Origin of the sequence: Salidesulfovibrio onnuriiensis, from assembly GCF_008001235.1 — a bacterium.
In the GTDB taxonomy this organism is placed as follows: domain Bacteria; phylum Desulfobacterota; class Desulfovibrionia; order Desulfovibrionales; family Desulfovibrionaceae; genus Pseudodesulfovibrio; species Pseudodesulfovibrio onnuriiensis.
On sequence record NZ_CP040751.1, the window covers coordinates 2520988 to 2547736 of the forward strand.

The 26749-nt window shown below is 57.2% G+C and carries 26 protein-coding genes; 20 read left to right on the forward strand and 6 right to left on the reverse strand.

Features of this window, described 5'->3' with window-relative positions; all coding sequences use genetic code 11:
- Positions 1 to 319 precede the first annotated feature (319 nt).
- Together FGL65_RS11410 and FGL65_RS11415 are read left to right on the forward strand one after the other, a co-directional pair.
- Positions 320 to 835: a GNAT family N-acetyltransferase gene (locus FGL65_RS11410; protein ID WP_147821316.1), complete on the forward strand. Its 516-nt coding sequence runs from the start codon at positions 320 to 322 to the stop codon at positions 833 to 835.
- 220 nt (positions 836 to 1055) lie between these two features.
- Positions 1056 to 2795, forward strand: a complete 1740-nt coding sequence (locus tag FGL65_RS11415) for a response regulator (protein ID WP_147821317.1) — start codon at positions 1056 to 1058, stop codon at positions 2793 to 2795.
- Here FGL65_RS11415 and FGL65_RS11420 read toward each other — a convergent pair.
- Complete coding sequence (locus tag FGL65_RS11420) at positions 2767 to 3393, reverse strand: Maf family protein (RefSeq protein WP_187170366.1); 627 nt, start codon at positions 3391 to 3393, stop codon at positions 2767 to 2769. The genes FGL65_RS11415 and FGL65_RS11420 overlap by 29 nt on opposite strands.
- Positions 3394 to 3566: 173 nt before the next feature.
- On the opposite strand from FGL65_RS11420, the gene FGL65_RS11425 reads away from it, so the two are divergent.
- The 11 genes from FGL65_RS11425 to dgt all read left to right on the forward strand — a co-directional run bounded on the left by FGL65_RS11425 (position 3567) and on the right by dgt (position 14409).
- The gene (locus FGL65_RS11425; RefSeq protein ID WP_147821318.1) at positions 3567 to 4292 is read left to right on the forward strand and encodes an OmpA/MotB family protein; all 726 of its coding nucleotides are present in this window, start codon (positions 3567 to 3569) and stop codon (positions 4290 to 4292) included.
- 20 nt (positions 4293 to 4312) lie between these two features.
- Positions 4313 to 5188 carry a motility protein A gene (locus FGL65_RS11430; RefSeq protein WP_147821319.1) on the forward strand — a complete coding sequence of 292 codons (876 nt, stop codon included), beginning with the start codon at positions 4313 to 4315 and terminating at the stop codon, positions 5186 to 5188.
- 155 nt (positions 5189 to 5343) lie between these two features.
- Positions 5344 to 6036: a TVP38/TMEM64 family protein gene (locus tag FGL65_RS11435; RefSeq protein WP_147821320.1), complete on the forward strand. Its 693-nt coding sequence runs from the start codon at positions 5344 to 5346 to the stop codon at positions 6034 to 6036.
- 117 nt (positions 6037 to 6153) lie between these two features.
- Complete coding sequence (gene gpt, locus FGL65_RS11440) at positions 6154 to 6612, forward strand: xanthine phosphoribosyltransferase (protein ID WP_431830887.1); 459 nt, start codon at positions 6154 to 6156, stop codon at positions 6610 to 6612.
- 112 nt (positions 6613 to 6724) lie between these two features.
- Positions 6725 to 7858, forward strand: coding sequence for a BMP family ABC transporter substrate-binding protein (locus FGL65_RS11445; RefSeq protein WP_147821322.1), 1134 nt, complete (start codon positions 6725 to 6727; stop codon positions 7856 to 7858).
- A gap of 12 nt (positions 7859 to 7870) precedes the next feature.
- Entirely contained in the window at positions 7871 to 8941 is a 1071-nt protein-coding gene (locus FGL65_RS11450; RefSeq protein ID WP_147821323.1) for an ABC transporter permease, read from the forward strand.
- Positions 8942 to 8956: 15 nt separating this feature from the next.
- On the forward strand, positions 8957 to 9874 hold the full coding sequence (locus tag FGL65_RS11455; RefSeq protein ID WP_147821324.1) for an ABC transporter permease: 918 nt from the start codon (positions 8957 to 8959) through the stop codon (positions 9872 to 9874).
- Between the two features lie 3 nt (positions 9875 to 9877).
- Positions 9878 to 11422, forward strand: a complete 1545-nt coding sequence (locus tag FGL65_RS11460; protein WP_147821325.1) for an ABC transporter ATP-binding protein — start codon at positions 9878 to 9880, stop codon at positions 11420 to 11422.
- Between the two features lie 42 nt (positions 11423 to 11464).
- Positions 11465 to 12220 (forward strand): basic amino acid ABC transporter substrate-binding protein, encoded by a 756-nt coding sequence (locus FGL65_RS11465; protein WP_250645471.1) that lies wholly within the window; start codon positions 11465 to 11467, stop codon positions 12218 to 12220.
- Positions 12221 to 12297: 77 nt separating this feature from the next.
- A complete protein-coding gene (locus FGL65_RS11470) occupies positions 12298 to 13008 on the forward strand; it encodes an amino acid ABC transporter permease (RefSeq protein ID WP_147821326.1) in 711 nt (236 codons plus the stop codon).
- 120 nt (positions 13009 to 13128) lie between these two features.
- A complete protein-coding gene (gene dgt / locus FGL65_RS11475) occupies positions 13129 to 14409 on the forward strand; it encodes a dGTP triphosphohydrolase (protein ID WP_147821327.1) in 1281 nt (426 codons plus the stop codon).
- A gap of 51 nt (positions 14410 to 14460) precedes the next feature.
- Here the strand turns inward: dgt and FGL65_RS11480 are convergent, their stop codons facing one another.
- The 5 genes from FGL65_RS11480 to FGL65_RS11500 are packed head-to-tail and all read right to left on the reverse strand — an operon-like array spanning position 14461 to position 19404.
- On the reverse strand, positions 14461 to 15246 hold the full coding sequence (locus tag FGL65_RS11480; RefSeq protein ID WP_147821328.1) for an amidohydrolase family protein: 786 nt from the start codon (positions 15244 to 15246) through the stop codon (positions 14461 to 14463).
- A gap of 50 nt (positions 15247 to 15296) precedes the next feature.
- Positions 15297 to 15716 carry an acyl-CoA thioesterase gene (locus FGL65_RS11485; RefSeq protein ID WP_147821329.1) on the reverse strand — a complete coding sequence of 140 codons (420 nt, stop codon included), beginning with the start codon at positions 15714 to 15716 and terminating at the stop codon, positions 15297 to 15299.
- Positions 15713 to 16906: a cofactor-independent phosphoglycerate mutase gene (locus FGL65_RS11490; RefSeq protein ID WP_147821330.1), complete on the reverse strand. Its 1194-nt coding sequence runs from the start codon at positions 16904 to 16906 to the stop codon at positions 15713 to 15715. Before FGL65_RS11490 ends, FGL65_RS11485 begins: the two co-directional genes overlap by 4 nt.
- A 12-nt stretch (positions 16907 to 16918) precedes the next feature.
- Positions 16919 to 18229, reverse strand: a complete 1311-nt coding sequence (locus FGL65_RS11495; protein WP_147821331.1) for a homoserine dehydrogenase — start codon at positions 18227 to 18229, stop codon at positions 16919 to 16921.
- A complete protein-coding gene (locus FGL65_RS11500; protein WP_147821332.1) occupies positions 18220 to 19404 on the reverse strand; it encodes an aminotransferase class I/II-fold pyridoxal phosphate-dependent enzyme in 1185 nt (394 codons plus the stop codon). The genes FGL65_RS11495 and FGL65_RS11500 overlap by 10 nt, the downstream gene beginning before the upstream one ends.
- 193 nt (positions 19405 to 19597) lie before the next feature.
- On the opposite strand from FGL65_RS11500, the gene FGL65_RS11505 reads away from it, so the two are divergent.
- The 7 genes from FGL65_RS11505 (at position 19598) to FGL65_RS11535 (ending at position 26657) form a co-directional block, all read left to right on the forward strand.
- The gene (locus FGL65_RS11505; protein ID WP_147821333.1) at positions 19598 to 20521 is read left to right on the forward strand and encodes a branched-chain amino acid transaminase; all 924 of its coding nucleotides are present in this window, start codon (positions 19598 to 19600) and stop codon (positions 20519 to 20521) included.
- A 110-nt stretch (positions 20522 to 20631) separates the two neighbouring features.
- The gene (gene dnaX / locus FGL65_RS11510; protein ID WP_147821334.1) at positions 20632 to 22470 is read left to right on the forward strand and encodes a DNA polymerase III subunit gamma/tau; all 1839 of its coding nucleotides are present in this window, start codon (positions 20632 to 20634) and stop codon (positions 22468 to 22470) included.
- A 28-nt stretch (positions 22471 to 22498) separates the two neighbouring features.
- Complete coding sequence (locus FGL65_RS11515) at positions 22499 to 22810, forward strand: YbaB/EbfC family nucleoid-associated protein (protein WP_147821335.1); 312 nt, start codon at positions 22499 to 22501, stop codon at positions 22808 to 22810.
- 9 nt (positions 22811 to 22819) lie between these two features.
- Positions 22820 to 23425: a recombination mediator RecR gene (recR, locus tag FGL65_RS11520; RefSeq protein ID WP_147821336.1), complete on the forward strand. Its 606-nt coding sequence runs from the start codon at positions 22820 to 22822 to the stop codon at positions 23423 to 23425.
- Between the two features lie 25 nt (positions 23426 to 23450).
- Positions 23451 to 25661 (forward strand): SF1B family DNA helicase RecD2, encoded by a 2211-nt coding sequence (recD2, locus tag FGL65_RS11525; RefSeq protein WP_147821337.1) that lies wholly within the window; start codon positions 23451 to 23453, stop codon positions 25659 to 25661.
- A 108-nt stretch (positions 25662 to 25769) separates the two neighbouring features.
- Positions 25770 to 26273: a ferritin gene (locus FGL65_RS11530; protein WP_147821338.1), complete on the forward strand. Its 504-nt coding sequence runs from the start codon at positions 25770 to 25772 to the stop codon at positions 26271 to 26273.
- A gap of 36 nt (positions 26274 to 26309) precedes the next feature.
- Positions 26310 to 26657 carry a cytoplasmic protein gene (locus FGL65_RS11535; RefSeq protein WP_147821339.1) on the forward strand — a complete coding sequence of 116 codons (348 nt, stop codon included), beginning with the start codon at positions 26310 to 26312 and terminating at the stop codon, positions 26655 to 26657.
- Positions 26658 to 26749 lie beyond the last annotated feature (92 nt).

Sequence of the window (26749 nt, forward strand, 5' to 3'; positions counted from 1 at the left end):
TTCTTGACTCGCAACAGGGCTCGGGATACCGCTGCAAAAAACAGGATATTGTTTGAATAGAATTCATTTGGATCTTGTGTTGCCGGTTGCCCGCATGCGCGACTGCCGGTAATGCCCGCCACATATTCCTCATGCCGTCCCGATTTCTCGGGGAGTGCGTGCAGGCTCCTCGGGCCAAGCCGTTTCTGAGTGCTTGAGTCTTCTGTTGTGCCATGCGGCCGCAGCCATTTTTTGTCCCATCGATAAGAACCGATGCATCTCACTTGCCGAAGCGAGTGAGACATTCCCTATGAATCAAAGAAGTTACAGTGAGATTTAAATGAATATACGAACGGAAACAAGGAACGACCATATTGCGATCAGCCGGTTACACTATGCTGCCTTCAAGGGGCACCCGCAGCATGAACCCGGTGCGGAGCCCGTCGAGCACAGAATCGTGGAACTGCTCCGAGATTCAGGTGCATTGAACCTGTCGCTCGTGGCGGAATTGGGCGGAAAGTTGGCGGGACATGTGGCGATGTCGGAAGTCCATCTGAAAGCGGAATATGAAGGATGGTACCTGTTGGGGCCCATCGGTGTGCTGCCGGAACATCAATACGAGGGCGTAGGCTCGGCCCTGATGCGTGAAACCATAGCAAGAATGCGGCATCAAAATGCAGCAGGTATTGTCCTTGTGGGAGATCCCGGATTTTACAGCCGCTTCGGATTCAGGTCCTATGCTGAACTGAGTTGTCCCGGAGTGCCTGCCCTCAATGTGTTGGCTTTGCCATTCGGGCTGACAAAGCCGGAAGGGAGTATCGCTCCGCATCCGGCTTTCCTTGAAGCATCCAAATAACCAATACGGGGGAGGGCTGCCTCCCCCTTTTATTTTCATGGTTGTGCAAGGCTATTTATTTGATCGTAATGATGGCAAGAATGCCGTTTTCGTGTAATGAATATAAGGAAAATATTGTCAAAGAAGGACGGCTTGAGGCTGACTCCATGCGCCGCAAAAAAGTTTGGGGCCAATCGGCTCCTCGAGCTGTCCGGCATGGGTTTGTCACTGAGGTCTTTCTATGCACAGTCGCCACAGTATTTCAGAATTGATGGCAAAAAAAATGCTGTTTGCCATAGGTGTAGGACTGCTGTTTATTTCTATGGGCGCCTCGGCTGTCATGTTCGTGATTGTTCCAGATCAGTTGTTGCGGCAAGTGACATGTGCATTTTTATTCATATTGGGTGGCATTTCTCTTTATCTGTATAAAATAAAAAAATATTATGTCGGAATAAATGTGATTGCCATCGGTACGATTGCAGTCATTCTCTACGCCATGTCTTATAATGGAGGAGTGAACGCTCCTGCATATTTTTTATTTTTCCCATTAATTTCTATTATAATCTGTGTTTATGGCGTTCGAAGGTCGATGATAACACTCTTGGTTGCGACAGTGCTCGGGGTATCGTTTTATGTCCTGCAAGTTCTCGGATATATAGAAACTGCTGTCGTCAACCCTCTTTTGTATTTTGTCTGTATCTGGCTTTGTATGGCCTTTTTACTCATATCAATATATTTACCAAGCCGTATTTTGCATAAAAATATACATGAGTTGGAGCGTAGCCGTAACCGCGAAAATGAAGTCCGCCTGGCTGCAGAAAGAGCCAACCAGGCAAAGACCCTGTTTCTTGGAAATATGAGTCACGAATTGAGGACCCCCCTCAACGGGTTGATGGGAACATTGCAGCTCTTGGAGTTGACTGATCTTAATGGTGAGCAGAAGGAATACAGCAGCTTAGCGAAGCAGTCCTGTCAAAGGTTGACTCGTCTTGTTGGTGATATTCTCGACATGTCACGTATTGAATCCGGAAAGATGGAGTTAATAATAAAAGACTTCATGATGACAGACGTCTTTCATTCGCTTGAGCAAGCATTCATGCCTGCGGCCAGGCAGGGAGGGATTGATCTGCACTTCAAGGTTGATGAGCAGATGCCCGGAGTTTTGCGCGGGGACGAGGTCAGATTGCAACAAGTCTTGGGCAATCTTATCGGGAATTCCATCAAATATACGACTTTAGGCTCAGTATCGGTCTCGGCTTCCCTATTGCCAATACAGCCGAGTGGGGGGAGCAGAGTCCTTTTCATTGTTTCCGACACTGGTGTTGGAATTTCGGATGAAATGCTCGGCGTTGTTTCAGATCCGTTTATTCAGGAAGACAGCAGTTACACTCGTCAATTCCAGGGCGCAGGATTGGGGTTGTCCATTGTCAGGCGTCTCGTTGATCTCATGCGTGGCACGACATGCATTGAGAGCATAAAGGGCGGTGGCACCAGCGTTTACGTCAGCCTGCCTTTCAGGACCGCTGATGCCAAGACAGTAGAAAACATAGCCGCGAATGTGCGTACGCTGGCAAAGGATGCCCTGCGCGAAGGTGTCGTTTTGCTGGCCGAAGATGATGACGTGAACAGATTGGCCACAACCAGGTTTCTGGAAAAAATGGGAGTCCAGGTCGTTTCCGTCATTAACGGGCGCGAGGCCCTGGATGCCTTGACGCAGGGAACTTTCTGCTGCGTCATCATGGACGTTCAAATGCCGGTCATGAATGGAGTGGAGGCGACACAGGCCATTCGCACCGGCGCTGTCGGGGAATCGCATAAGGACATTCCCATCATAGCGATGACCGCCCATGCAATGGACGGAGACCAGGAACATTTTTTGGAGGCCGGAATGAGCGATTACCTCGCGAAGCCGGTGGATATGCAGTCGTTGAAGCGCATACTTCTAAAATACCTCAAACACGATCCACGCTTGGAACAATAACTCCCAAAGATGCCAATACTTCCAATACCCTCGCCAACGGCAGCCCCACGACGTTGGTATAGGATCCGGAAATCCCCTTGACCATGAAACTTCCTATTCCCTGGATGGCATAGGCCCCGGCCTTGTCCGCAGGTTCTCCCGTGGCAATATAGTTGCGGAGTTCCTGTTTCGAGGATGCGCGCATGACCACATCAGTACTGACATAAAAGCAGTGGGGCGTAGCTTCACCGGGAATGGCCAGGCAACACCCGGTAATCACCTGATGCGTCTGACCGGAAAGAGCGCTGAGCATGCGCAGGGCGTCGGCGTCCGATTCAGGCTTGCCCATGACGTCGCTTCCCAGGACCACGATCGTATCTGAACCGAGTGTAACGGACTTGGGATACTTCCCGGCAACATCCTCGGTCTTGATGCGCGCCATGCGCAGGGCGTAATCTCCGGGATTTTCTCCCTGTTCGGGTTTGGGTTCCTCGGCCCGGCTCGGGTGGACCGTGAATTCGAGCCCGACCGAACCGAGCAGTTCCTTGCGCCTGGGGGATCCCGATGCCAGCACCAGCGGCTTCAGCGTGCTGTAGATTTTCTGTTTTTTGTCGTTCATGGAAGCCTTGTGCCCGCTTCGGCTTCACCCGTCAATTCCGGGAGCCGACGGTTTTTTGTCCAACGGGGAAATGTAACCTGACATCACGTTCAAAAGTCTTTGAAGTAGAGAGTGTTATGCGAGTGGCAAACATATTGCTAACTCTTTGATGCACTCAACCGTGCGGAGAAGACATGGACGACTTGAAACGCAGCTTTACCAAAGATTTTGATCTGTCGAATCATGCCGAAACGGAGCAGATCGTCGCAGGAGCCAACCAGTGGGCCGTTCCCTGGGCCGACCTGATGATGGTCATGTTTGTTTTGTTTGTGGTGATGTTCATTTACGCCGAAAGCCACCAGGACGTGCGTGTGCTTTTCAGCGCCGAGGCCGCGCAAAAAGCCGATGCGGCCAGTTCGCTTGATCCTCTTATGGGCTTGATCGGCAATATCTCGAGTCTTTCCTCGGCCGCATCCGGTTCGGAGAGCGTCCGGATGCCGGTCAATGAAGTCATCTACAAGTCGCAGGTCAACGGCATCAGCGTCATCAAGGAGAGTGACGGCAAGGTGCGCGTTTCCCTGCGGGGGGATCTGTTCTTCAAGGAAAACGAGGATTCTCTCGCCTCGGGCGCGGATGCCTATCTGCAGGAGATCGCCGACGTCATGAAGGTTAGCACCGGGTCGATCCATGTGGTCGGCTATGTGGATGACGTGGAGGCCGCCGGCCCCGCAAGCTTTTCCCTTTCCGCAAGGCGGGCGGCGGATGTGGCCTCCCACCTGATCAGCACATTCGGCATGGATCCCAAGCGATTCATCATTTCCGGCAGGGGAGCGTATCGCCCGGAGTTGCCTGGGACGTCCTCTTCCAACCGCGCCATGAACCGCCGGGTGGAAGTCATAATTTTGACCGACATGATCTAGCGTGACAGGAGGTTTTGATCATGCCCAAACAAAACATTATCGGTATCGTCGTCAGCCTGATACTTTTCATCGGGAGCTTCTTGCTCACCGGCCATGCCGCCGCCTATTGGAACCTGGCCGCATTGCTGGTGGTCGGCTCGGGGCTCGCTGCGGGACTGTTCCTGAGCTATCCCTTCCAGCGTGTCACCAGCGCCTGGAAGGTGGCCAGGAACGCCTATGGGACCCGCCAGCTCAGCTCCGAGGAAATCGTGCACACCCTGCTGGACCTTTCCGTGCGCAGCAAGGTGGATGGCGTGTTGTCCCTGGAAAAAGAGGAGCAGCAGGCCACCTGTTCCTTCCTCAAGAGCGGCTTGATCCTTCTGGTGGACAACTACAAGGAAGATGAAATCCGGGAATGCCTGAACACGGAGATGGCATTCTTCAATCAGCGCCGCAAGCAGAGCGAACGAGTTTTCCTGACCTTGGCCCGCATGGCTCCGGCCTTCGGGGTGGCGGGCAGCGTCATCGGCCTCATCGGCCTGCTCATGGGCATTAACGACACGGCCGTGATTCTCAAGAACATTCCTGTGGCCTTCATCTCCACCCTGTACGGGCTGGTTCTTGGAAATCTGGTCTTTGCGCCCATAGCCGAAAGCATCAACTACAGCACGCGCGCCGAACTGCTCAATCAGAAGCTGGTGCTGGAAGGTGTTGTGGCCATCAGCAAGGAGCAGAATCCCTACAAGCTGGAACGCAAGTTGGCGTCCTTCCTAAGCCCGAGCGAGCGGGAGGGCAACACCGAAGCATTGCGCAGCATTACCCGCAAGTACATCCAGCGTAAAAAGCAGCCCGTCGAACCCAAGGACATGCCCAAGGATATGGGCGAGGAAAAGATCGGTTTCGCCGAAGCTTCCTAGGTCCGTTTCAAATCCTGTCATTATGAAAGGAGCCTTCGGGCTCCTTTTTGTTTTCTCTTGTTATCGTAAAGGTTTGATCTGCTGCCCGAAAACAAATACAAAAAGGGCGGTGTATTGAATCCATGCCGAAAACCCATCAGCCGACAGGAGAAAGGATGAAAGCGGATACGGGCAAGAGATTGTTGATGCTCGCTGTCATTGCCGTGTTGGTGGCATGTTATTTCCTGTTCGATCTCGGGCAGTACCTGACCCTTGAATATTTCAAGGCTTCCAGGGACCACTTCACGGCCTTGTACGAAACCCACAAATTGCTGGTGCTTGTTTCGTATTTCGTCATCTACGTCATTTCCACCGCTTTGGCCGTGCCCGGCGCACTGGCCCTGAGTCTTGCCGGGGCCGCCCTATTCGGCTTCTGGACAGGGCTGGTGGTCATCTCCTTTGCCAGTTCCATCGGCGCGTCCCTTTCCTTTCTCGTTTCCCGTTATCTCTTGCGGGACTGGGTGCAGAACCGGTTCGGCGACAAGCTGGTGCGCATCAACAGGGGCATTGAAGAGGAGGGGGCTTTCTATCTCTTCACTTTGCGTCTCATACCGGCGTTTCCATTTTTCGCCATCAATCTGGTCATGGGGCTGACCCCCATGCGTCTTGTCACCTATTACTGGGTCTCTCAGGTGGGCATGCTTCCCGGCACCATGGTCTTCGTCAATGCGGGCAAGGAGTTGGGCAAGATAGAATCGCTCTCCGGATTGATTTCCCCGAGCCTGTTGATTTCCTTTGCCTTGCTTGGGCTGTTTCCATTGGTCACCAAAAAGGTGCTGGGTTGGTATAAAACCAGAAAAGGCGAATAAATGGTGGGGGTGGGGCTTGCCTGCGGTATTGAAAAGTGAGCCGTAACCGATTAGGTTGCCGTTTCCATTTACAAGAAACAAAGGGGAATAACCTTGGGTAAAAGCGATAAATACAAAATGATGTTTCCCATTTCCTGGGACCAGCTGCACCGCGACTGTCGCGCCTTGGCAATGCGCCTGGTGGAATTGGGACCCTGGAAGGGCATATATGCCATTACTCGCGGCGGACTGGTGCCCGCGGCAATCATCGCCCGCGAGCTGGATATCAGGATGATCGATACCATTTGCATTTCCACCTACGACTGGCAGTCGAAAGGCAGTTCCAGCGTTCTCAAGGGAGTGGAAGGCGATGGCGAGGGCTGGCTGCTCATCGACGATCTGGTGGACACCGGCAAAACCGCCAATGTCGCACGGGAAATGGTGCCCAATGCGCATTTCGCGACCGTTTACGCCAAGCCGGAAGGCCGTCCCACCGTGGATACGTATGTCACTGAGGTCAGCCAGGACACCTGGATTCTGTTCCCATGGGATTCCCAGAACCAGTTTGTGGAACCCATCATCATGTGCAGAGATTAGTTTCGGTTCCTAAGCATAATCTTGTCGTTCCCTTTGAATGTAGGTATTTCATTTGGTTGGGCATCGCTGCTGAGGCGTGCCCAACCAAAATCGAAATCCATACGGAGGGATCATGAAACAATTCACGAGGTTCTTTATTGCCGCCATTGCCAGCGCGGCGATGCTGATGTCGCTGTTCGCCTGCGGTGAGGCGCCCCAGAAAGCAGAAGAGAAGGCTGAAAAGCCCGCTGCTGAAAAAAAGGAAGAAGCAAAAAAATTCAAGGCCGGTTTCGTCTACGTTTCCCCTGTCGGCGATGCCGGTTATTCTTTTGCGCATGACCTGGGCCGCCAGGCCGTGGCCGACCTGGACTGGGTAGAGACCTCCTTTGTGGAATCCGTTGCGGAAGGCGCCGATTCCGAACGCGTCATCCGCAATATGGCCCGCAAGGATTTCGATGTCATCTTCACCACCAGCTTCGGATACATGGATCCGACCCTGAAGGTCGCCAGCGAATTTCCCAATGTGAAGTTCATGCACTGCTCCGGCTTCAAGAAAGCCCCCAACATGAACAACTACTTCGGCCGCATGTACCAGGCCCGTTTCCTGACCGGTCTGGTTGCCGGCTCCATGACCAAGAGCAACATCATCGGTTACGTGGCCGCATTCCCCATTCCCGAAGTCATCCGCGGCATCAACGCCTTCACCCTGGGCGTGCGTGAAGTCAATCCCAAGGCAGAGGTGCGCGTTGTCTGGACCAAGACCTGGTATGACCCGGCCCTGGAAAAGGACGCCGCCATTTCCCTGCTGGATGTGGGTGCCGACATCATCGCCCAGCACCAGGATTCTCCTGGTCCGCAGGAAGCCGCCCAGGATCGTGGTGCTTACTCCATCGGCTACAACTCCAACATGGCCTCCTTTGCTCCCAAGGCGCACCTGACCGCCGCCATCTGGAACTGGGCTCCGCTGTACGTGGAAACCGTGAAGGAAGTTCGCGACGGCACATGGAAGGGCGACCAGGCCCTGTGGTGGGGCATGGACAAGGGCATAGTCGATCTCGCCCCCTATGGCGACATGGTGCCTGAAGACGTGCGCAAGCTGGTGGAAGCCAAGAAGGCTGAAATCGTGTCCGGCAAGGACATGGTGTTTGCCGGTCCCATCAAGAACCAGAAGGGTGAAGTGGCCATTCCCGAAGGCCAGTCCGCCAGCGACGAGCAGATGCTCGGCATGACCTGGTTCGTCGAAGGCGTTGTCGGCACCACCGAGTAAGCGTGAAATCGTATGATAGCGGGTTTCAAGCTTAGAAAAAGAGATGAACCCTGGAAGTGGGGCGCCCTGGTTATTTTCCTGGGCGCCCTGCTCATTTCCCTTCTGGTAAGCGCGCTGCTTCTGGAAGGGCAGGGAAAGAGCGCTCTGAACGGTCTGTTCATTCTCTGGGACGGCAGTTTCGGTCATGGATGGGCCTGGGAGGGTGCGCTCCTCAAATCGGTCCCCATATTCTTGTGTTCATTGGGCGTTGCGGTGACCTTCCGCATGCAGATCTGGAACATCGGCGCGGAAGGGCAATTCGCCCTGGGCGCCATCGGCGCCACCTGGATGGCGCTCACGTTCCCGAACCTGCACTGGGCGCTGCTCATGCCGCTCATGTTCGGCATGGCCTTTTTGCTGGGCGGGTTGTGGGCCAGCATTCCCGCGGCACTCAAGCTCAAGCTCAAGGTCAATGAAATCATTTCCACACTGATGCTCAACTACATCGCCATCCTGCTGCTGGACTATCTGGTGTTCGGCATCTGGAAGGACCCGGCCAGCTACGGCTTCCCCATGACCCCCGAGTTCTCGCACAATGCGGTCATCGGAGGCATTGCCGGTTCGCGCGTCCACTGGGGAGTGCTCCTGTGTGTGGCTGTGGGCGTGGCGTTCTGGGCCTTCATGCGCTACACGCGCCTGGGCTATGAGCTCAAGGCCAGCGGACAGGGGCCGCGCGTGGCGCGCTACGCGGGCATGCCCTATGGCTTCCTGGTCATGTTCGTCATGTGCATGTCCGGCGGGCTCGCGGGCTGGGCCGGATGCGTGGAGGCGGCCGCCACAACCGGCCGTCTGCAACCGAGCCTCATGGTCGGTTACGGATACACCGCCATTGTGGTCGCATGGTTGGCCCGTCTTGAGCCTCTCAATATCGCCTTTGCCTCCTTTCTGCTGGCGGCATTGCGGGTCGGGGTGGAGAACCTGCAGCTCGAATTGCAGATTCCGGCCGCTTTCGGCGAAATCATGGAAGGGATGATTCTGCTTTCGGTTTTGGCCGGGCAGTTCTTTCTGACCTACAAACTGGAACGGAGGAAGCAGTCCGACTAGGGCTGTGCATCATATATGCTGGAAATTATAGTTCCTTTATTGAGCGCCACCGTTCAGTCGGGAACGCCCATTCTCTACGCCACCCTCGGTGAAATGATGACCGAAAAGGGCGGCGTGCTGAACCTGGGCGTCGAGGGTATTCTCAGCTTTTCGGCCCTGGCCGCGTTCGTGACCTCGTTTCTCACGGGGTCGCCCGCGCTTGGTTTTCTCATGGGTGGGTTCGCCGGGCTGCTCCTGGCCTCCATCCATGCTTTTGTCTGTATCTCCTGCCTGGGCAACCAGGTGGTTTCCGGTCTGGCCCTGACCATTCTCGGCCTCGGCCTGACCCGTTTCCTGGGGACTCCGTATATCGGGCTGCCCTGTGAAGGGTTCGACAAGTTCGCCTTCCCGCTCCTGTCGCAGATTCCCGCCATCGGGGATATCTTTTTTCGGCAGGATGCCCTGGTTTACGTCTCCTATGTCATCCCGGTGCTGTTCTGGTTCTTTTTCAAGCGCACCAGCCTGGGCATGGCCATGGAGGCCGTGGGTGAATATCCCGCGGCGGCCGCGGCGGCCGGTCTCAAGCCGATCCTGCTGCGCTACTGTTCCGTATTGGGCGGAGGGTTTCTCATCGGCCTGGGCGGCGCCTACCTGTCTCTGGCCTACACGAACCTATGGACCAACGGACTTTCGGGCGGGCGCGGCTGGATTGCCGTTGCGTTGGTCATTTTCGCCTTCTGGCGGCCGGGCCGGGCTGTGGCGGGCGCATACCTCTTCGGTGGGGTTATGTCCTTCCAGCTCCTGCTGCAGGCCCGAGGCACCAATATCCCGTCCTCCATCCTGCTGGCCCTTCCGTATGCCCTGACCATCTGCGCCCTGGTGTTTTCGGCCTGGAGGAGGAAGTATTCGGACATGCCCGCCGCACTGGGCACCAACATCGAGCCGGAGGGTTAAGTCATGAGCACTTGCGATTTCAAACGCCCTCCGCGCAAACCGGTTACCGAGGCGGACAAGCCCGTTGTCAGGATCAGGGGCATCACCAAGCGGTTCGGCAAGGTGGTGGCCAACAACGATATCAACCTGGACCTGTATCCCGGACGCATCAAGGCGCTTCTGGGCGAGAACGGGGCGGGCAAAAGCACGCTCATGTCCATGCTGGCCGGGCGCTACAAGCCAGACGAGGGACATATCGAGATCGACGGCCGCGTCATGGATTTTTCCTCCTCCAAGGAGGCCATCGAGGCGGGCATCGGCATGGTCTACCAGCACTTCATGCTTGTGGAATCCATGACCGTGGCCCAGAACGTGCTGCTGGGTCAGACCGGCGGTTTTTTCATCAATCCCAAGGAAATGGAGAAACGGGTCGGCGTATTGGCCGAACAGTACGGCCTGGAAGTAGATCCTGGCGCACGTGTCTGCGACCTTTCCATGGGCGAAAAGCAGCGGGTGGAGATTCTCAAGCTCCTGTACCGCGATAGCCGCATCCTCATCTTTGACGAGCCTACGGCGGTGCTGACCCCGGAAGAAAGCGTCAAGCTCTTCGAGGCGCTCTGGAAGATGGCAGAGCAGGGCAAATCCATTGTTTTCATCAGCCACAAACTTGAAGAAGTTCTTGCACTTGCCGACGATATCGCTATCCTTCGGCGCGGCGTCATCGAAGGCGAGGTGGACCCGGACTGCATCGAATCCAAGGCCGACCTGGCCTGCCGCATGGTGGGCAAGGAGGTTATCCTGGAGATCGACCGGGAACCGCATCCCACCGGAGATTCCGTGTTGGAAGTGAAGCGACTCACCGGCATGGGGCTTACCGATGTGGACTTCGAAGTCCGGCAAGGCGAGATCGTCGCGCTTGTCGGCGTGGCCGGCAACGGCCAGAAGGCGCTGGTGGAAGCGGTGTGCGGCCTGCGCAAACCGCCTCAGGACACCATATTCATCAACGGCAAGCCCTGGCGGCAATTCTTTGCCGAATCCACCTGGAAGCGATCCCTTTCCTACATTCCCGAGGACCGCTTAGGACTTGCCACGCTGCGGGAATGCGATATGGTGGAAAACATCTTGCTGACGACCCGCAAGGGGTTCGTCATCGGGCCATGGCTGGACAAGAAACGGGCTTCCCGCGAAACGACCGGTCTGGTAGAAAAGTTCGACATTCGTCCCGGCAGGATTCAGGCGCTGGCCTGGCAGCTTTCCGGCGGCAATCTGCAAAAGGCGGTGCTGGCGCGCGAACTGTATCGCGAACCGGTGCTCATCGTTGCGGAGCAGCCCACGCAGGGGCTCGACATTTCGGCGACAGAGGAAGTCTGGAAACGACTTCTGGAGGTTCGGGCCATGGCGGGCGTGCTGCTCGTCACGGGGGACCTCAACGAGGCCCTGCAACTGGCAGACAGGATTGCGGTCATATACAATGGCCGCATTCTCGGAATGCTGCCCACGTCGGATGAAGGAACACCCGACAGGATCGGCCCGCTCATGGCCGGTGTTGTCGAAGAGGCGGCCGTATAGTGCGTCCGCTCGTATAGTCACAGTAATGAAAGGAGAGAAACTATGCTGTCCGCACTGAAAAGAACATTCGTCGTCGCCCTGATGGCCGTTGCAGTACTGGCCACTTCTCAGATCGCCTCCGCAGACATGTGGGACAAGATCCAGAAGGATGGGGTGATCATCATCGGCAACAGCCCGGATTACCCGCCCTATGAAACCATGGACGGCAACACCCGCGTGGGCTTCGATATCGACCTCATGAACGCCATGGCCGAAAAGATGGGCCTCAAGGTGGAATGGAAAACCATGAGCTTCGATTCCATTATCGCAGCCGTAAACATGGGCCAAGTGGACGTCGGCTTCTCCGGCTTCGGCATTTCCGAAGACCGCAAGAAGAGCGTCGATTTCTCCAAACCGTACTACATTTCCGGCCAGGTCATCGTGACCCTGCCGGATTCCTCCATCAAGAACGGCGCAGATCTGGTTGGCAAGAAGGTTGCCGTGCAGCTCGGCACCACCGGCCAGGAAGCCGCCGAGAAGATCGAGGGCGTTGACGTTGTGAAGCCGGAAACCTATTCCACCGCTTTCATGATGCTCCAGACCAAGGCCGTAGACGCCGTCGTGTCCGACATCCCGGTTGCCGAGGAATATTCCAAGAAGCAGGGCTTTGTCATTGCTCCGGAAAAGCTGAGCTATGAAGAAAACGCCATCGTCATTCCCAAGGGCAATCCCAAGCTCGTCGAAGCCCTGAACAAGGCGCTTGACGAAGTGGAAAAGGACGGCACCCTGGGCAAGCTTGTTGAAAAGTGGATGAAGTAATAGTATGAGTGCCCGCGGCCGGGATGGGAGGACCGTCCCGGCCGCGTTTTTCGGATTTTACCACCCAGGAGCCCATAGTGGATTTTGCACTCGTATTCGACCATTACGATCTTTTTCTGTCCGGCGCAGCCAATACCTTGAAAATAACCTTTTGCGCCCTGACCATCGGTATCATTCTCGGCACCCTCGCTGGGGTGGCCCGCATCAGCCGCAACGCCATGATGCGCTATCTTTCGGATATCTACATTCAGGTCATTCGCGGCACTCCCATGCTGCTGCAAATTTATTTCTTCATGTTCGGCCTGCCCCAGGTTTACAATATCCTTTTCGATGCCCGCATGCCGCAGGACGCCTTCTGGCTAGGCATGATCGCGCTGGGGATCAACTCCGGCGCGTATACCGCCGAGATCATCCGTGCGGGTATCCTGTCCATCGACAGGGGGCAGATGGAAGCGGCCCGCTGTTCCGGGCTGACCCACAAGCAGGCCATGATCTACGTGATTCTTCCCCAGGCCTTCAAACGCATGATTCCGCCCCTTTGCAACGAACTCATCGTCCTGCTCAAGGATTCCTCCCTGGTTTCCGTTGTGGGATATGGCGAACTCATGTTCACCGCCAAGGTGCTGGGCGCCAAGTACTACACCTACGTGCCGTTCCTTCTCGGAGTGGGGGTAATCTACATGAGTCTGACCCTGACCTTCGCCAAGATCCTGCACAGGGTAGAACGCAAGCTCAGCGAAGGCAGCACCCGGGGCGAAGGGGACAACATGGTTCTCGACCTCGGCTAAATGAACGCAAGCCAAAACGCCGGTGGAGCAATCCGCCGGCGTTTTTTTGTTGGTGATCCAGGGTTCTCAATTCATTTGGTTTTCGATAGGCTGCGCTCATCAAAACACAGGAGACACGTCTTGATCAGCACGTTTTACAATGACTTTGATTTGGAACTGTTCGGCAGGGGAGAGGCCAAAAAACTCAAGGACCGCACTCCGTTCGAGCAGGACCGCGACCGCATCATCTATTCCCCTGCCTTTCGCAGGCTCCAAAACAAGACGCAGGTCTTTCTGTCCGGCGAATATGATTTCTACCGCACCCGCCTGACGCATTCCATCGAGGTCTCCCAGATCGGCCGGTCCATCTGCAACCACCTGAATCGGACCACGGACGAGCTGGGGGATGATTTCACCATCGATCAGAACCTGGTGGAATCCATCTGCCTGGCCCACGATATAGGGCATCCTTCCTTCGGACATGCCGGCGAGGCCGTTCTCAACAAGCTCATGAAAAAGCACAAGGCGGGCGGATTCGAGGGCAATGCCCAGAATCTACGCATTCTGGTGGATATCTTCTACCGCAAGGGCTCGGAGTGGTCCGGCATGAAACCCACACGCGCATTTCTGGACGGCATGCTCAAGTATAAGACGCTCTTTTCGGATTCCAAAAAGCAAAAGAACCATTTCGTCTACGACTCCCAGGAGGAAATCCTGGATTTCGTCAGCGGCGACTTCCGCTTCAGGGATGAGTTCCCCATTGAAAAGGAGCGCAACTTCTTCAAGAGCATTGAATGCCAGATCATGGATTGGGCCGACGACATCGCCTACAGCATCCACGACGTCAGCGACGGCATTCAGGCCGGGTTCATCACCATCAAGAGCATCCGCAAGTGGCAGCAGGACAAGACAACGGACTATACCGGAAGGGATGACCAGCTTCTCGACGAACTGTGCGACGCCATGATCAACGACGATTACAGCCGTTATCTGGCGCGGCTCATAGGCATATTCATCCACGGCACCCGGCTGGTCCGGCGCGAGACTTTTCTTTCGTCGGCGACCAACCGTTACAGGTTCGGCATCGAGCGCGACCGGCAGATGGACGACATCTGTACCCTGCTCAAGCAGATGGCCATCGCGTTGGTGTTCCACACCCCGCAGGTGCACCAGCTCGAATACAAGGGGGAACAGATCCTCAAACGGCTGTTCAAGGTCTTTTCAAAACGTTATGTGGAACGGGAACATTCCCACTTCACACTCTTGCCCGACCACTACGCCAAGGCCATTGACCGGGCCGACGAGCCCATGAAGTACCGCATCATCTGCGATTACCTCTCGGGCATGACGGACGGTTTCGTGGTCCGCACCTACAAGCGGCTCTTTGACCCGGATTTCGGGTCTATCATCGATCTGGTGTAGTCATCGAAAAATACGAACAAAGAACCCCGCAGTTTCGGCTGCGGGGTTCTTTTATGCGAAAAGGCGATTTGCGTTGGTGAGCAGTTCCTCAATCTGTTCGTGATCGAGCCCTATCTTTTCCCGGAGAAGATTCAGGGTGTCTTCCGGGTCGAAGATGGGGTAGTCGCTGCCGAAGAGAATTTTTTGCCTGTCGTGCTTGTTGTAGAAGCGCAGGAACTGCTCCCTGGAAAGAAAGGGGAGGGAGCTTGAGGTGTCCACGTAGACATCTATCCCGGCCAGATATTCGCAGGCCAGATCCCAGTATCGATATCCCCCCATATGCGCGGCGATCATGGTCGCCTTGGGGAACAATTCCGCCAGCCGGGCCATTTTCACGGGGCAGGACGGATTTTCTTCGGGCGGCAGCGACGAACCCACGTGGAACATGAGCACAAAGCGGTCTCCGATGATTTCCATGAGCGAATGGAAACGCGGATCGTCCATTCTGAATCCCTGGAAATCATTATGAAACTTGAGCCCCTTGATGCCCTTGGCCGCAATGCGGTCAAGCTCTGCCTCGATGTTTTCGAAGTCCACATGCATGGAACCGAAGGCAATCAGCTCCGGGTGCGTCTGTTGCAGTTGAATGGCCCAGTTGTTGGCCGGAATCACCTGCGAGGGATCTGTGGCGGCGGAATGCACCACGGCGCGGTCCAAGCCAGCCGTCTTGATCCTGGCCAGAAGATCATCGGTCATGCCCGTGCCAACGGACTGGATGCCGTAATGGTCGTAGAGGCTTTCAATGACCTTGGCGGCCACCTTGGGGTGAAAGGAGTGTGTATGTACGTCGAATCGCATTGTTCTGCTCGTTCATGAAAAAGGCCCCGGTCCATCGGGGCCTTGTCGTATCAGGGTTGAAACATGTCCTTGAGCCAGTCCGGTGTCCGGAAAAGCTTGCCTTCCGGATCGAGGCAGGCGTGCTCGGTCATGCCTGTTGCGTGCAGGGTGGTCCTGTCCGCGTTCCAGATCTCATAGGCGAATTTCATGGAAGCGCGTTTGAATTCGCTTACCGCCACTCGAACGCGGATTTCATCATCATAACGCACCGGAACCCGGTAGCGGCACTGGGCCTCGCGCACGGGAAGGATCACGCCGCGTTTTTCCACCTCGGCATAGCTGATGCCCCGTTCCCGGATGAGATGGCCGCGGGCGCGTTCGAAAAGGTGCAGGTATTCCGCGTAATAAAGCACTCCCATGGTGTCGGTTTCGCCATAGGAAACAAAATGGGGGTACCAGGCCTCAGGTTGGGGGAAATCGTTTGCGCTCATGAAAGAATCCCGGCTTGTTTCAGGGCAAAGCCCAGTAGTTCATGGCCGTGCTTCACGACAATTCCGGTGCTGTCCGCGGTCTTCTCATTGAAGAACTCCAGGCCGGACGGCTGCACCCCGGGCGCATTGACCACAAAGGGGACCGGATCAACGGTATGGGTCCGCTCCACAATGGGCGTGTAGTGGTCACAGCAGATGACCCAGGTGACGTCCTCGCCCCTGAGCGCTTCGCGCAGTGGCCCGACCACCCGGGCGTCGAAACGGCGAATGGCCTCGGTCTTGTTCTCAATCTCTCCGCCGTGGCCGCATTCGTCCGGCCCTTCCAGGTGCACGAAGGCGAAATCGCCGGTTTTGAGATATTCCAGGGCCGCGCGCACCTTGCCGTCATAGTTGGTTTCCAGCAGGCCGGTGGCGCCTTCCACGTCAATGACCTTCATGCCCGAGGCAAAACCGAGCCCCTTGATCAAGTCCACGGCCGAAATGACCGCGCCGTTGAGTTTGAAGGTCTCGGCAAAGTCCGGGAGCATGAGGGGGCGTCCCTGTCCCCACGGCCAGATGGAATTGGCCTTGGTCGGGTTGTCCTCCGCCAGCAGGTCATGGGCATGGAAAATCACGTCCCAAAGTTCGGGATTGCGGGAGTAGGCCCGCAAATCCATCTTGATGGTCTTGTCCGTGATGTCGTGCGGGGGGTTGATGACCATGGCCGCATCGTCGGTCAGCGCCCCGCCTTTCTGGATGAGCAGGTGACGGTACTGAATGCCGGGCACGAATTCATAGACATCGTTGCCTATCTTCCGTTGCAGCCGTTCAATCAGGGGGCGGGACTGCTCCGTGGTGATGTGCCCGGACGAATAGTCCCGCATGAAGCCGTCCTTGTCCAGCTGCGACACGGTCACCAGATTGAGCCGCCAGACCAGATCGTCCGCATCCAACTTCAATCCCTGGGCAGCCGCCTCGATGGGGCCGCGCCCGGTGTGGTGGCGCGCCGGGTCGAAGCCGAGCAGGGCCATGTTGGCCACATCCGATCCCGGAGCCATGCCATCGGGGATGGTCTTGCACCGCCCGACAATGCCGGTACGGGCCAGTGCATCCATATGGGGCGTCTCGGCCGCCTCCAGCGGGGTGCGGCCGCCCAATTCTTCAAGCGGCCAATCGCCCATGCCGTCGGCAACGAGATAGAGTACTTTCATGGTCTGTCCCGGTTAGAGAATACGGAACCGGACGCAGGGTTCCATGGTAAAGTCCATGGCGTCCATTTCCCGGGCCACGGCCTCCGCAGCCGCCGCGCGGGTGGAATGGGTGATGATGACCAGGGGAACGGCCTCGGTACCTTCCTCACTCTTTTGCACGGCCTGGGCGATGGAAACCCCATGGTCGGCCATGGAACGGGTTACGGCGGCCATGACCCCGGTCTTGTCCGCCACCATGAACCGGAAGTAGTACTTGGACATGGTGTCTTCGGGCGGCATGATTTTCGCCTTTGCCAGGGGCTTGTTGCCGAAACCGGTATTGTCCGGGGCATATCCCTTTTCGCAGCCATCGCGGTGCAGATGCCGGGCAATATTCATGATGTCGGCCAGCACGGCGCTGCCCGTGGGGGTATCGCCCGCGCCCTGGCCATGCAGCATGACCGGGCCCACGGCGTTGCCCACCACCCGGACCGCGTTGTAGTTGCCACCCACCCGCGCCAGCAGGTAGGTGTAGGGCACCAGTGCGGGATGCACGCCCGCCTCCAGCCTGCCTTCGAAGTCCTTGGCGTGGGCCAGGAGCTTGATGCGGTAGCCGAATTCGCGCGCGAACTTGATATCCAGGGGGGTGACCCCGGAGATGCCCTGGATGGGCAGTTCCGCCAGGGGGTAATCCACGCCAAAGGCCAGACGGATGAGCACGCACAGCTTGTGGGCCGTGTCGAAGCCTTCCACGTCAAAGGTGGGGTCTGCCTCGGCATAGCCCAGTTCCTTGGCCAGTTGCAGGGCGGTTTCAAAGTCCATGCTCTTGGTGGTCATTTCGGAAAGGATGTAGTTGGCCGTCCCGTTCATAATGCCGAGCATTTCCTCCACGCGGTCGCCCGCCAGGCTTTCGCGCAGGGTCTGGACAATGGGAATGCCACCAGCGCAGCTTGCCTCGTAGTAAAGGCCCTTGCCGCACTGGCGCGCCAATTCAAAGAGCTCCAGCCCGTGTTCGGCCAACAGATGCTTGTTGGCCGTAACCACGTGCTTGCCCGCTTTCAAGGCTTTTTCAATGAGGTCCCTGGCCGCCTCCAAGCCACCCATGAGCTCGACCACGATGTCGATCTCCGGGTCCTCGGTAAGGCGGGCCAGGTCGGTAGTGAGTTCGGTGCCGGAAGTGAGCGCGATGCCGCGCTGCTTGGTCGTGTCGCGCACGACCACGGTCTTGATCTCGAGCTTCTTGTCGAGTCTCTTTTCCAGCCAGTCTCCGTTTTCAGCCAGTATCTTGGCCAAACCGGAGCCGACCGTACCGAATCCGGCCAGTCCGAGTTTCACTATTTGCATATCTTACCCTCAAAGAATTTTCGCAGGTTGCGAATTGCCTGGTTTGTACGCTGTCTGTTTTCCACGAACGCAAAACGTACGTGGTCGTCGCCGTACTGTCCGAAGCCCAGCCCCGGGGAAACGGCGACCTCCGCTTCTTTTAGCAGCATTTTTGAAAATTCCACGGAACCCATATGTTTGAATTCGTCGGGAATTTCGGCCCACAGGAACATGGTCGCCTTGGGCGGGGTTACTTCCCAGCCGATGCGGTTCAGGCCTTCGCACAGGGCGTCGCGGCGGTCCTGGTAGATGTCCATGATCTCCTTGACGCATTCCTGGTCGCCGTTGAGCGCCTGGGTGGCCGCCACTTGTATAGGTGTATATATGCCGTAGTCCAGGTAGCTCTTGATGCGGGTCAGGGCCTGGACCATGTCCGGGTTGCCGCAGCAGAAGCCCACGCGCATGCCTGCCATGGAATAGCTCTTGGTCAGGGAGAAGAATTCCACGCCAACGTCCTTGGCGCCGTCGGCCTGCAGGAAGCTGGGCGCTTCGTAGCCGTCAAAGGTAAAGTCGGCGTAGGCAAGGTCGTGGATGACGTACAGGTCGTTTTCCTTGGCGAAATCCACGATGCGCTGGAAGAAGTTTACATCCACGCATTCCGTTGTCGGGTTGTGCGGATAGTTGATGATCAGCAGCTTGGGCTTGGGCCATGTGTGGCGGACAGCCACGGTCATATCCTCGAAAAAGTCGCGTCCCTTGCCGATGGGGATGCGGCGCACGTCAGCGCCCGCAATGACGGAGGCATAGGGATGGATGGGATAGGCCGGGTCCGGTGCGAGCACCACATCGCCGGGCGTAAGCATGACCAGGGCCAGGTGGGCGAGCCCTTCCTTGGCGCCCATGGTTACACAGACTTCCTGGTCCATATCGAGGTATACCGAGTACCTTTTCTGGTACCAGTCTGCGATTGCCTTGCGGAGCCCCTTGATGCCCTTGGACGCCGAGTAACGCGAGTTACCCGGCTTGTACGCCGCCTCGGTAAGCTTGTCGAGAATGTGTTTCGGGGTGGGCACATCGGGGTTGCCCATGCCCAGGTCGATGATGTCAGCGCCCTGATGACGCATTTTCATCTTCAGTTCGTTCACCTGGGCAAACACATAGGGAGGCAGCCGGTGGACTCGAGCAAATTGGTGCATAATCGCATACTCCTCAGTTGGTTTAGATTTCCTTTGAATCAATTTGCATATCCGGGGCAGGGCTTTCCTGTCAAAAAGTAAATTGACATTCCGGCCCCCGCCTTGACCCTATTGTTCGATTCAACTAGTTTACTGTGTCCTGAAAGAAAGTCATCGGCGATGAAGCCGAACTCATACATAAAGGAGAACTGCCATGGTTCAAGAATCCGAAACCATCTGGATGGATGGGAAGCTGGTTCCCTGGGGCGAGGCCAATGTCCACGTCCTGACCCACGCGCTGCACTACGGTACGGGCGTGTTCGAAGGAATCCGCGCATATGAGTGCAACGACGGAACCTCCGAGGTCTTCCGCCTCAGGGAGCACATGGTGCGCTTGGTGGATTCCGCTAAAATTCTCGGCTTTGCCGCGCCGTATACCGCAGACGAGATGGTCGAAGCCACCGTGGAAACCCTCAAGGCCAACAAGCTGAAGGGTGCCTATATCCGCCCGCTGGTCTTTGTGGGTGCAGGCGTCATGGGCGTTCATCCCGGGGACAACCCAATCAAGACCTGTATCACCGCTTGGCACTGGGGCGCATACCTCGGCGAGGACGCTCTGGAAAAGGGCATTCGCGTCAAGGTCTCCACCTACAATCGCCACCATGTCAACGTCATGATGACCAAGTCCAAGGCCTGCGGCAACTACGTGAACTCGGTTCTGGCCAAGATGGAAGCCATCCGCGACGGCTACGCCGAGGCAATCCTGCTGGATACCTCGGGCCATGTTTCCGAAGGTTCGGGCGAAAACCTGTTCATGGTCAAGCAGGACGTGCTGTACACCCCGCCGCTGTCCGGCGTGCTGGGCGGCCTGACCCGCGATTCCATCATCAGCCTGGCCAACGACACGGGCTATGAAGTGCGCGAAACCACCATCGGCCGCGACATGCTTTACACGGCCGACGAAGTGTTCTTTACCGGCACCGCGGCAGAACTGACCCCGATCCGCGAGATCGACGCCCGCGTCATCGGTGAAGGAAAGGCCGGTCCCGTCACCAAGCTGCTGCAGACCGAGTTCTTCAAGATCCTCAAGGGCGACAACCCCGATTACGAGCATTGGCTGCACCGTTACGAAGCCTAGCGGCCCGCCAGCGATCCAAATGAAAAAAAGGGGAGTCCGGCGTCTTGTCCGGGCTTCCCTTGTGTTGTATATGATTACGGCTTCGTCACTTCAGAACCAATTGTAATTTCATGAGCACATCCAGCCTGACAGCAAAATATCGCCCGCAGACCTTTGAACAGGTGGCAGGGCAGGAGGCCATCAAGACCATCCTCTCCCGCGCCGCGGCACAGGACAAGGTCGCGCCGGCCTATCTTTTTAGCGGAACCCGGGGGGTGGGGAAGACCACCATCGCCCGCATCTTCGCCAAGGCCCTCAACTGCAAGAACGCGCCCACGGCAGAGCCGTGCAACGAATGCGACTCCTGCCGCCAGATAACAGCAGGGGTCGCCGTGGACGTCATCGAGATCGACGGCGCCTCCAACCGAGGCATCGACGACGCCCGCCGGCTCAAGGAGGACATCGGCTACGCTCCGCTGGAAGGCCGGTACAAGGTCTTCATCATCGACGAAGCCCACATGCTGACCAAAGAGGCCTTCAACGCGCTTCTCAAGACACTGGAGGAGCCGCCGCCGCGCGCCACCTTCATCATGGCCACCACCGAGCCGCACAAGTTCCCGGCGACCATCATCAGCCGTTGCCAGCATTATACCTACAAGATGCTGTCCGAGGGCGAACTGGTGGCGCATTTGGAGAACATCCTGTCGCAGGAGGGCATCGAGTACGAGGCCGGCGCGTTGCAGATTATTGCCAAACGCGGCGCAGGCAGCGTGCGCGACTCAATGTCCCTGCTGGGTCAGGCGCTGGCCTTTGACGAAGGAAAACTGCGAGAGGAAGACGTGCGCAGCTTTCTCGGTCTTGCAGGGCAGGAAGTCTTTTTCCAGCTCATGGGAGCTATCCACGCCAAGGATCTGGTGGGAGTCGGGCAACTTTTGCGCCAGGTGCTCGACCTGGGCCTGGACCTCGGATTTTTCCTGCGCGAATTGACAAGCTGTTGGCGCAACATGTTCCTGCTGCGGCAGGCCGGTGAGCAGGCCTTGCCGCTGCTGGGGCTTTCCGGCGACGAAGCCGGGACCTGGATGGAATGGGCCAACAAGTTCGACCCTGCCTATATCCATGCCTGCTGGCAGATGACCCTGGACGGCCAGAAGCGGGTCATGACCTCCCTGGAGCCGGCCATGGCTCTGGAGCTGCTGCTGCTTAACATCGCTTCGCTCACGGACCTCATCAATCTGGAAAAGGTGGGCAACACCCAGGCAGCCCCTCCGCGTGGCCCCATGGGTGGACGGGGATCCGCTCCGGGCGGCATGCCGCGTCCGCCTCAAGGCGGATATCAGCCGCCGCCCCAGGGTGGGCAGCAATTCAGGCAGCAGGCGCAGGGGTACCAACCCGCACCGCCACAACAGCAGTCTGTTCCGCCCCGGCAGAATCAGCCGCCGCAACAATCCGTGCAGCCGTCAGTGACGCAACAGCTGCGTCCACAGACCCCTCCGGCGGGGGAGCCCGCTCCTTCGGACCCCAAGGAGGCCGAGCCATCGAAAAACATCGCTGATCCTGTCACGCAAGCGGTCCCCAGGGCGGTCTGCGAACTGCCTGCACCGCCCAACGGTCCCAAAAGCTGGGAAGGCTTGCTGGACTATGCCAAGACCTGCAACGGGAAAAGCGATGTGAATGCCCATAATTTGCGTCATCTCAAGGGCGAGCTGCAAGGGAAGGAACTTGTAATCACCTGCGGCAACAATTTTTTGTACAAGCAGATGTCGGCCTCCAGTGCGGTAAACGCCCTGGAGCGGCTGGCTGGCCTGTACTGGGGCAGGAATCTCTCTGTCCGGGTTGAAACCGGCGGCATGTCGGTGAGGAAATCGGAAAAGCAGTTGCGGACGGAAGCCGAAAGCAACGAGGCGGTGCTCAAGGTCATGGACGCCTTCAGTGCGCTGATCATGGCGGTAACGCCCCGCAACGGACATTAATAAGCACGTTATTCAAGGAGAAAGCATAATGCGTGGAATGAACGAGATGGTACGCCAGGCCCAGATCATGCAGCGAAAGATGACCGAAGCTCAGGACAAGCTGAAGGAAATGGAAGTGGAAGCCTCCAGCGGCGGCGGCATGGTCAAGGTCAAATGCACCGGCGGCCAGGACATCGTTTCCGTCGAAATCGAGGAATCCGTGTTTGAATCCGGAGACGTGGAAATGCTCCAGGACCTGGTGCTCACCGCCACAAACGACGCCCTCAAGAAATCCAAGGAAATGATGGAACAGGAAATGGGCAAGCTCACCGGCGGCATGAAGATTCCCGGCCTGTTCTAGGAGCCTGCCGTGCATAACCTTCCTGCTCCGCTCCGGGCAGTGGTGGAGCAGCTTTCCAGCCTGCCCGGGATCGGTCCCAAGTCGGCGTTGCGCATTGCCCTGACCCTGCTTAAGATGCCGCGTGAACGAGCCGCCGGAGTGGGGCAGTCCATTATCGATCTGCGCGATAACCTGTGCATGTGCGAGGAGTGCGCCAGTCTGGCGGAATCCAGCCCGTGCGCCCTGTGCTCCGACCCCAACCGTGACCACGGGCAGCTTTGTCTTGTTTCCGAGTGGGATGCGCTCCTGGCCATGGAGGACATGAGTCTCTACAAGGGGCGTTACCTTGTGCTTGGAGGGTTGTTGTCGCCCCTGGACGGTGTGGAACCGGGCCATCTGGAATTCGACCTGCTCAAGCGCCACCTGGCCAGCGGCAGGGTCACCGAGCTCATTCTCGCCCTCGGGGCCACCATGGATGCGGAGTCCACGGCGTCGTACGTCAAGAATATGGTTGAAAACGAGTTTCCCCATGTGAATGTCTCGCGTCTGGCTCAGGGGATTCCTATGGGCGGCGAAGTCAAATACATGGACAAGGAAACCTTAAAGCAATCCTTGAAGTATCGCCAGAAGATATAATAATACCAGTAGATTAATTTTATACATGTCGCAGGAACAATCCACCAGGCTCGAAGCCGCTGAAGTATGCAGCGTCGTCTACAGCAATCCGGAGAACGGGTATGTCATTGCACGCATCAGCGCAAAGAATGAGCCGGGAATCACCACCATCACCGGCATTATGGGTGATATCCAGCCGGGCGAAAGTCTCGACCTGACCGGCAGGTGGAAGGTGCACCCCAAATACGGGCCGCAGTTCGAGGTGGAAACCTTTGAACAGACCATGCCGGCCACCGAGAATGGGGTCATCAAGTTCTTGCAGTCCTCCATCAAGGGTGTGGGTGAAAAGACCGCCACCATGCTGGTGGGGGAATTCGGGGTGGGTATTCTGGATATTCTGGACGATGACCCGGAAAGGTTGCTGGAAATTCGGGGAATCTCCAAGAAGAAGCTCAAGGATATCATCGAATCCTGGTCCAAGCAGCGCGCCATCAAGAATCTGCTGGTCTTTTTGCAGTCCCATGGCGTGCCCACCACCTTTGCCGGAAGGATCTTCCAGCTTTACGGAGCGACTGCGGAAATCAAGCTGCGGGAAAATCCCTACGACCTGGCCTATGAGATCCGCGGAGTCGGTTTCCGCACCGCCGACCAGATGGCATTGAAGCTGGGCTTCAGGCCGGATGCGTGGCAGCGCCTGGAGGCGGGCATCATCTATACCCTGTTTACCTTGAGCGAGCGGGGAGGGCACATGTACGTGCCCAAGGACAAGCTTCTTTCCGATGCCGCCCGCATGATGGACAACGTGGATTACGACAAGCTTGAGGACGCGCTGTATTCGCTGCAGGAAAAGAAGCGGGTGCGCATCGAGGATCTGCCCGAACAGGAAGTGGAGGAAGCCGTCTACCTGATGCACTTCTACCATTTCGAAAACGAGATTTCCCAGCGCCTGCACCAGCTTATCAGCCACCCCATGCCCGTCAGCCGCAAAAAGGTGGCCCAGGCCCTGCCCAAGGTGGAGGAAACCCTTGGTTTTTCCCTGTCCGACGAGCAGCGCGAGGCGGTGTTCGAGGCCTGCTCCAACAAGGTTTTTATCATCACCGGCGGCCCCGGCACCGGAAAGACCACCATCACCAAGGCCATTGTCCTGACGCTCAAGGAACTGGGGCTCAAGATCAAGCAGGCCGCGCCCACGGGCCGGGCGGCCAAGCGGTTGTTCGAGGCCACCGGCCTGCCCGCACAAACCATCCATCGCCTGTTGCAGTACCAGCCAGACGGCGGATTTCAGTTCTGCCAGGATCAGAAGATCAAGGGCGATGTGCTGGTCATCGACGAATCCTCCATGGTGGATGCGCACCTTTGCGTTTCCGTGCTGCGGGCCCTGCCGCATACCTGTCGGCTCATTCTGGTGGGGGACATCAACCAGCTTCCCAGCGTGGGGCCGGGCAACGTGCTGGCCGATCTCATTAACAGCGAGATGGTTCCCTGCGCCCGGCTGACGCATATTTTCCGACAGGCCCAGGAAAGCTATATCGTGGTCAATGCCCACCGCATCAACCAGGGCCAGATGCCGCTGGGACATCCGCAGGAAGCGCCCGAGGCCGACTTCTTCTGGATTCCCCAAGAAGACCAGGCCACGGTACAGCGGCTCATTTTGGACAGTGTCTGCGACCGTATTCCCAAGCGTTACGGGCTGGACCCTCTTCGCGACATCCAAGTGCTCACCCCCATGCACAAGGGAGATGTGGGCACCCAGGCCCTGAACCAGGCGCTGCAGGAACGCCTCAATCCCCTCAAGCGGGGAGACCGGGAGATCAAGCGCGGCCAGATCAGCTATCGCGCCGGCGACCGGGTTCTCCAGACCCGCAACAACTATGACAAGGACGTCTTCAACGGCGACCTGGGCATGGTGGTGGATCTCAATACCCAGGACAATGAAATGACGGTCGAATTCGAGGGAACCTTCGTAACCTACGAGGCCTCGGAAATGGACGACCTGGCCCTGGCCTATGCCGTGAGCGTGCACAAGTCCCAGGGAAGCGAATACCCGGCCGTGGTCATGCCCATCGTGACCCAGCATTACATGCTTCTGCAGCGCAACCTGCTGTACACGGGCCTTACCCGCGCCAGAAATCTGGCCGTGCTCATCGGCAGCAAAAAGGCCTTCCAGATCGGGCTGAACAACATCACCGCAGGAAAGCGGGGCACCCATCTGGCCTACAGGCTGCGTCATCTTTTTTCGGAAAACACGCTTCTCTAGTTCCCGGGAAACTCCATATTTTTTTAAGCGCCTTTCATTAGGAATGGTTTTCATGTAGCCTTCTGAGCTGACGCAACACGACGATAATCCCATCCAAAGGAGTTTGCTATGTTGAGCAATAGAATGGAACAGGCCATCAATGACCAGATGAATTTCGAGATATTCAGCGCCAACATCTATCTGTCCATGGTTTCCTACTTCGAGGACCGGGGCCTGCCGGGTTTCGCCGCCTGGATGCGCGCCCAGTACAAAGAGGAGATCTTTCACGCAATGAAGATGTTCGACTACATTCTGGGAGCGGGCGGCAGGGCGAAAATTTCCGCTCACGACGCCCCGCCCCAGGATTGGGAAAGCCCGCTGGCCGCTTTTGAAAACGCACTGGAGCACGAGAAGGTGGTCACCGGCCGCATCAACGGCCTCATGGATCTGGCCCAGCAGGAGAAGGACCATGCCAGTCAGATCTTCTTCCAGTGGTTTGTTTCCGAACAGGTGGAGGAAGAGGCCAATGTGGGCGACATCGTCAGCAAGCTGAAGCTGGTTGGCGACGGCGGAGCCCTGTTCATGCTGGATCGTGATCTCGGTACCCGAGTGTTTACCGAGCCTGTCGAATAGTCGGATTGCCGAGCCTTTGAAACCAAGGAGAGAGCCATGAAAGACGTCGCATTGTTTGCCTTCAACGGGGAGCTCATGTGTTTCGTGCATGTGCTGCTCAACGCCCTGGACATGAAACAGGCGGGCATGAACCCCCGAATCGTGTTCGAGGGGGCGGCCACCAAGCTGGTGCCTGAATTGGTGAAAAAGGAAAACCCGTTCCACCAGCTGTACGTCAAGGCCAAGGAGGCCGATCTCATTGAGGGCGCCTGCAAGGCCTGTTCGGCCAAGATGGGCGTGCTGGAAGCGGTCCAGGCCGAAGGCCTGCCCCTGCTGGACGAAATGAGCGGCCATCCCTCGGTGGGGGCGTATATGAAGCGCGGCTTCGAGATCGTGACGTTCTGATCCCGAGAGGCAACGACACTCAAGGGCGGTCTTCGGACCGCCTTTTTCATGGTCCATCAAAACACTGGACAAACAGCCCGCACTCTGCAAAA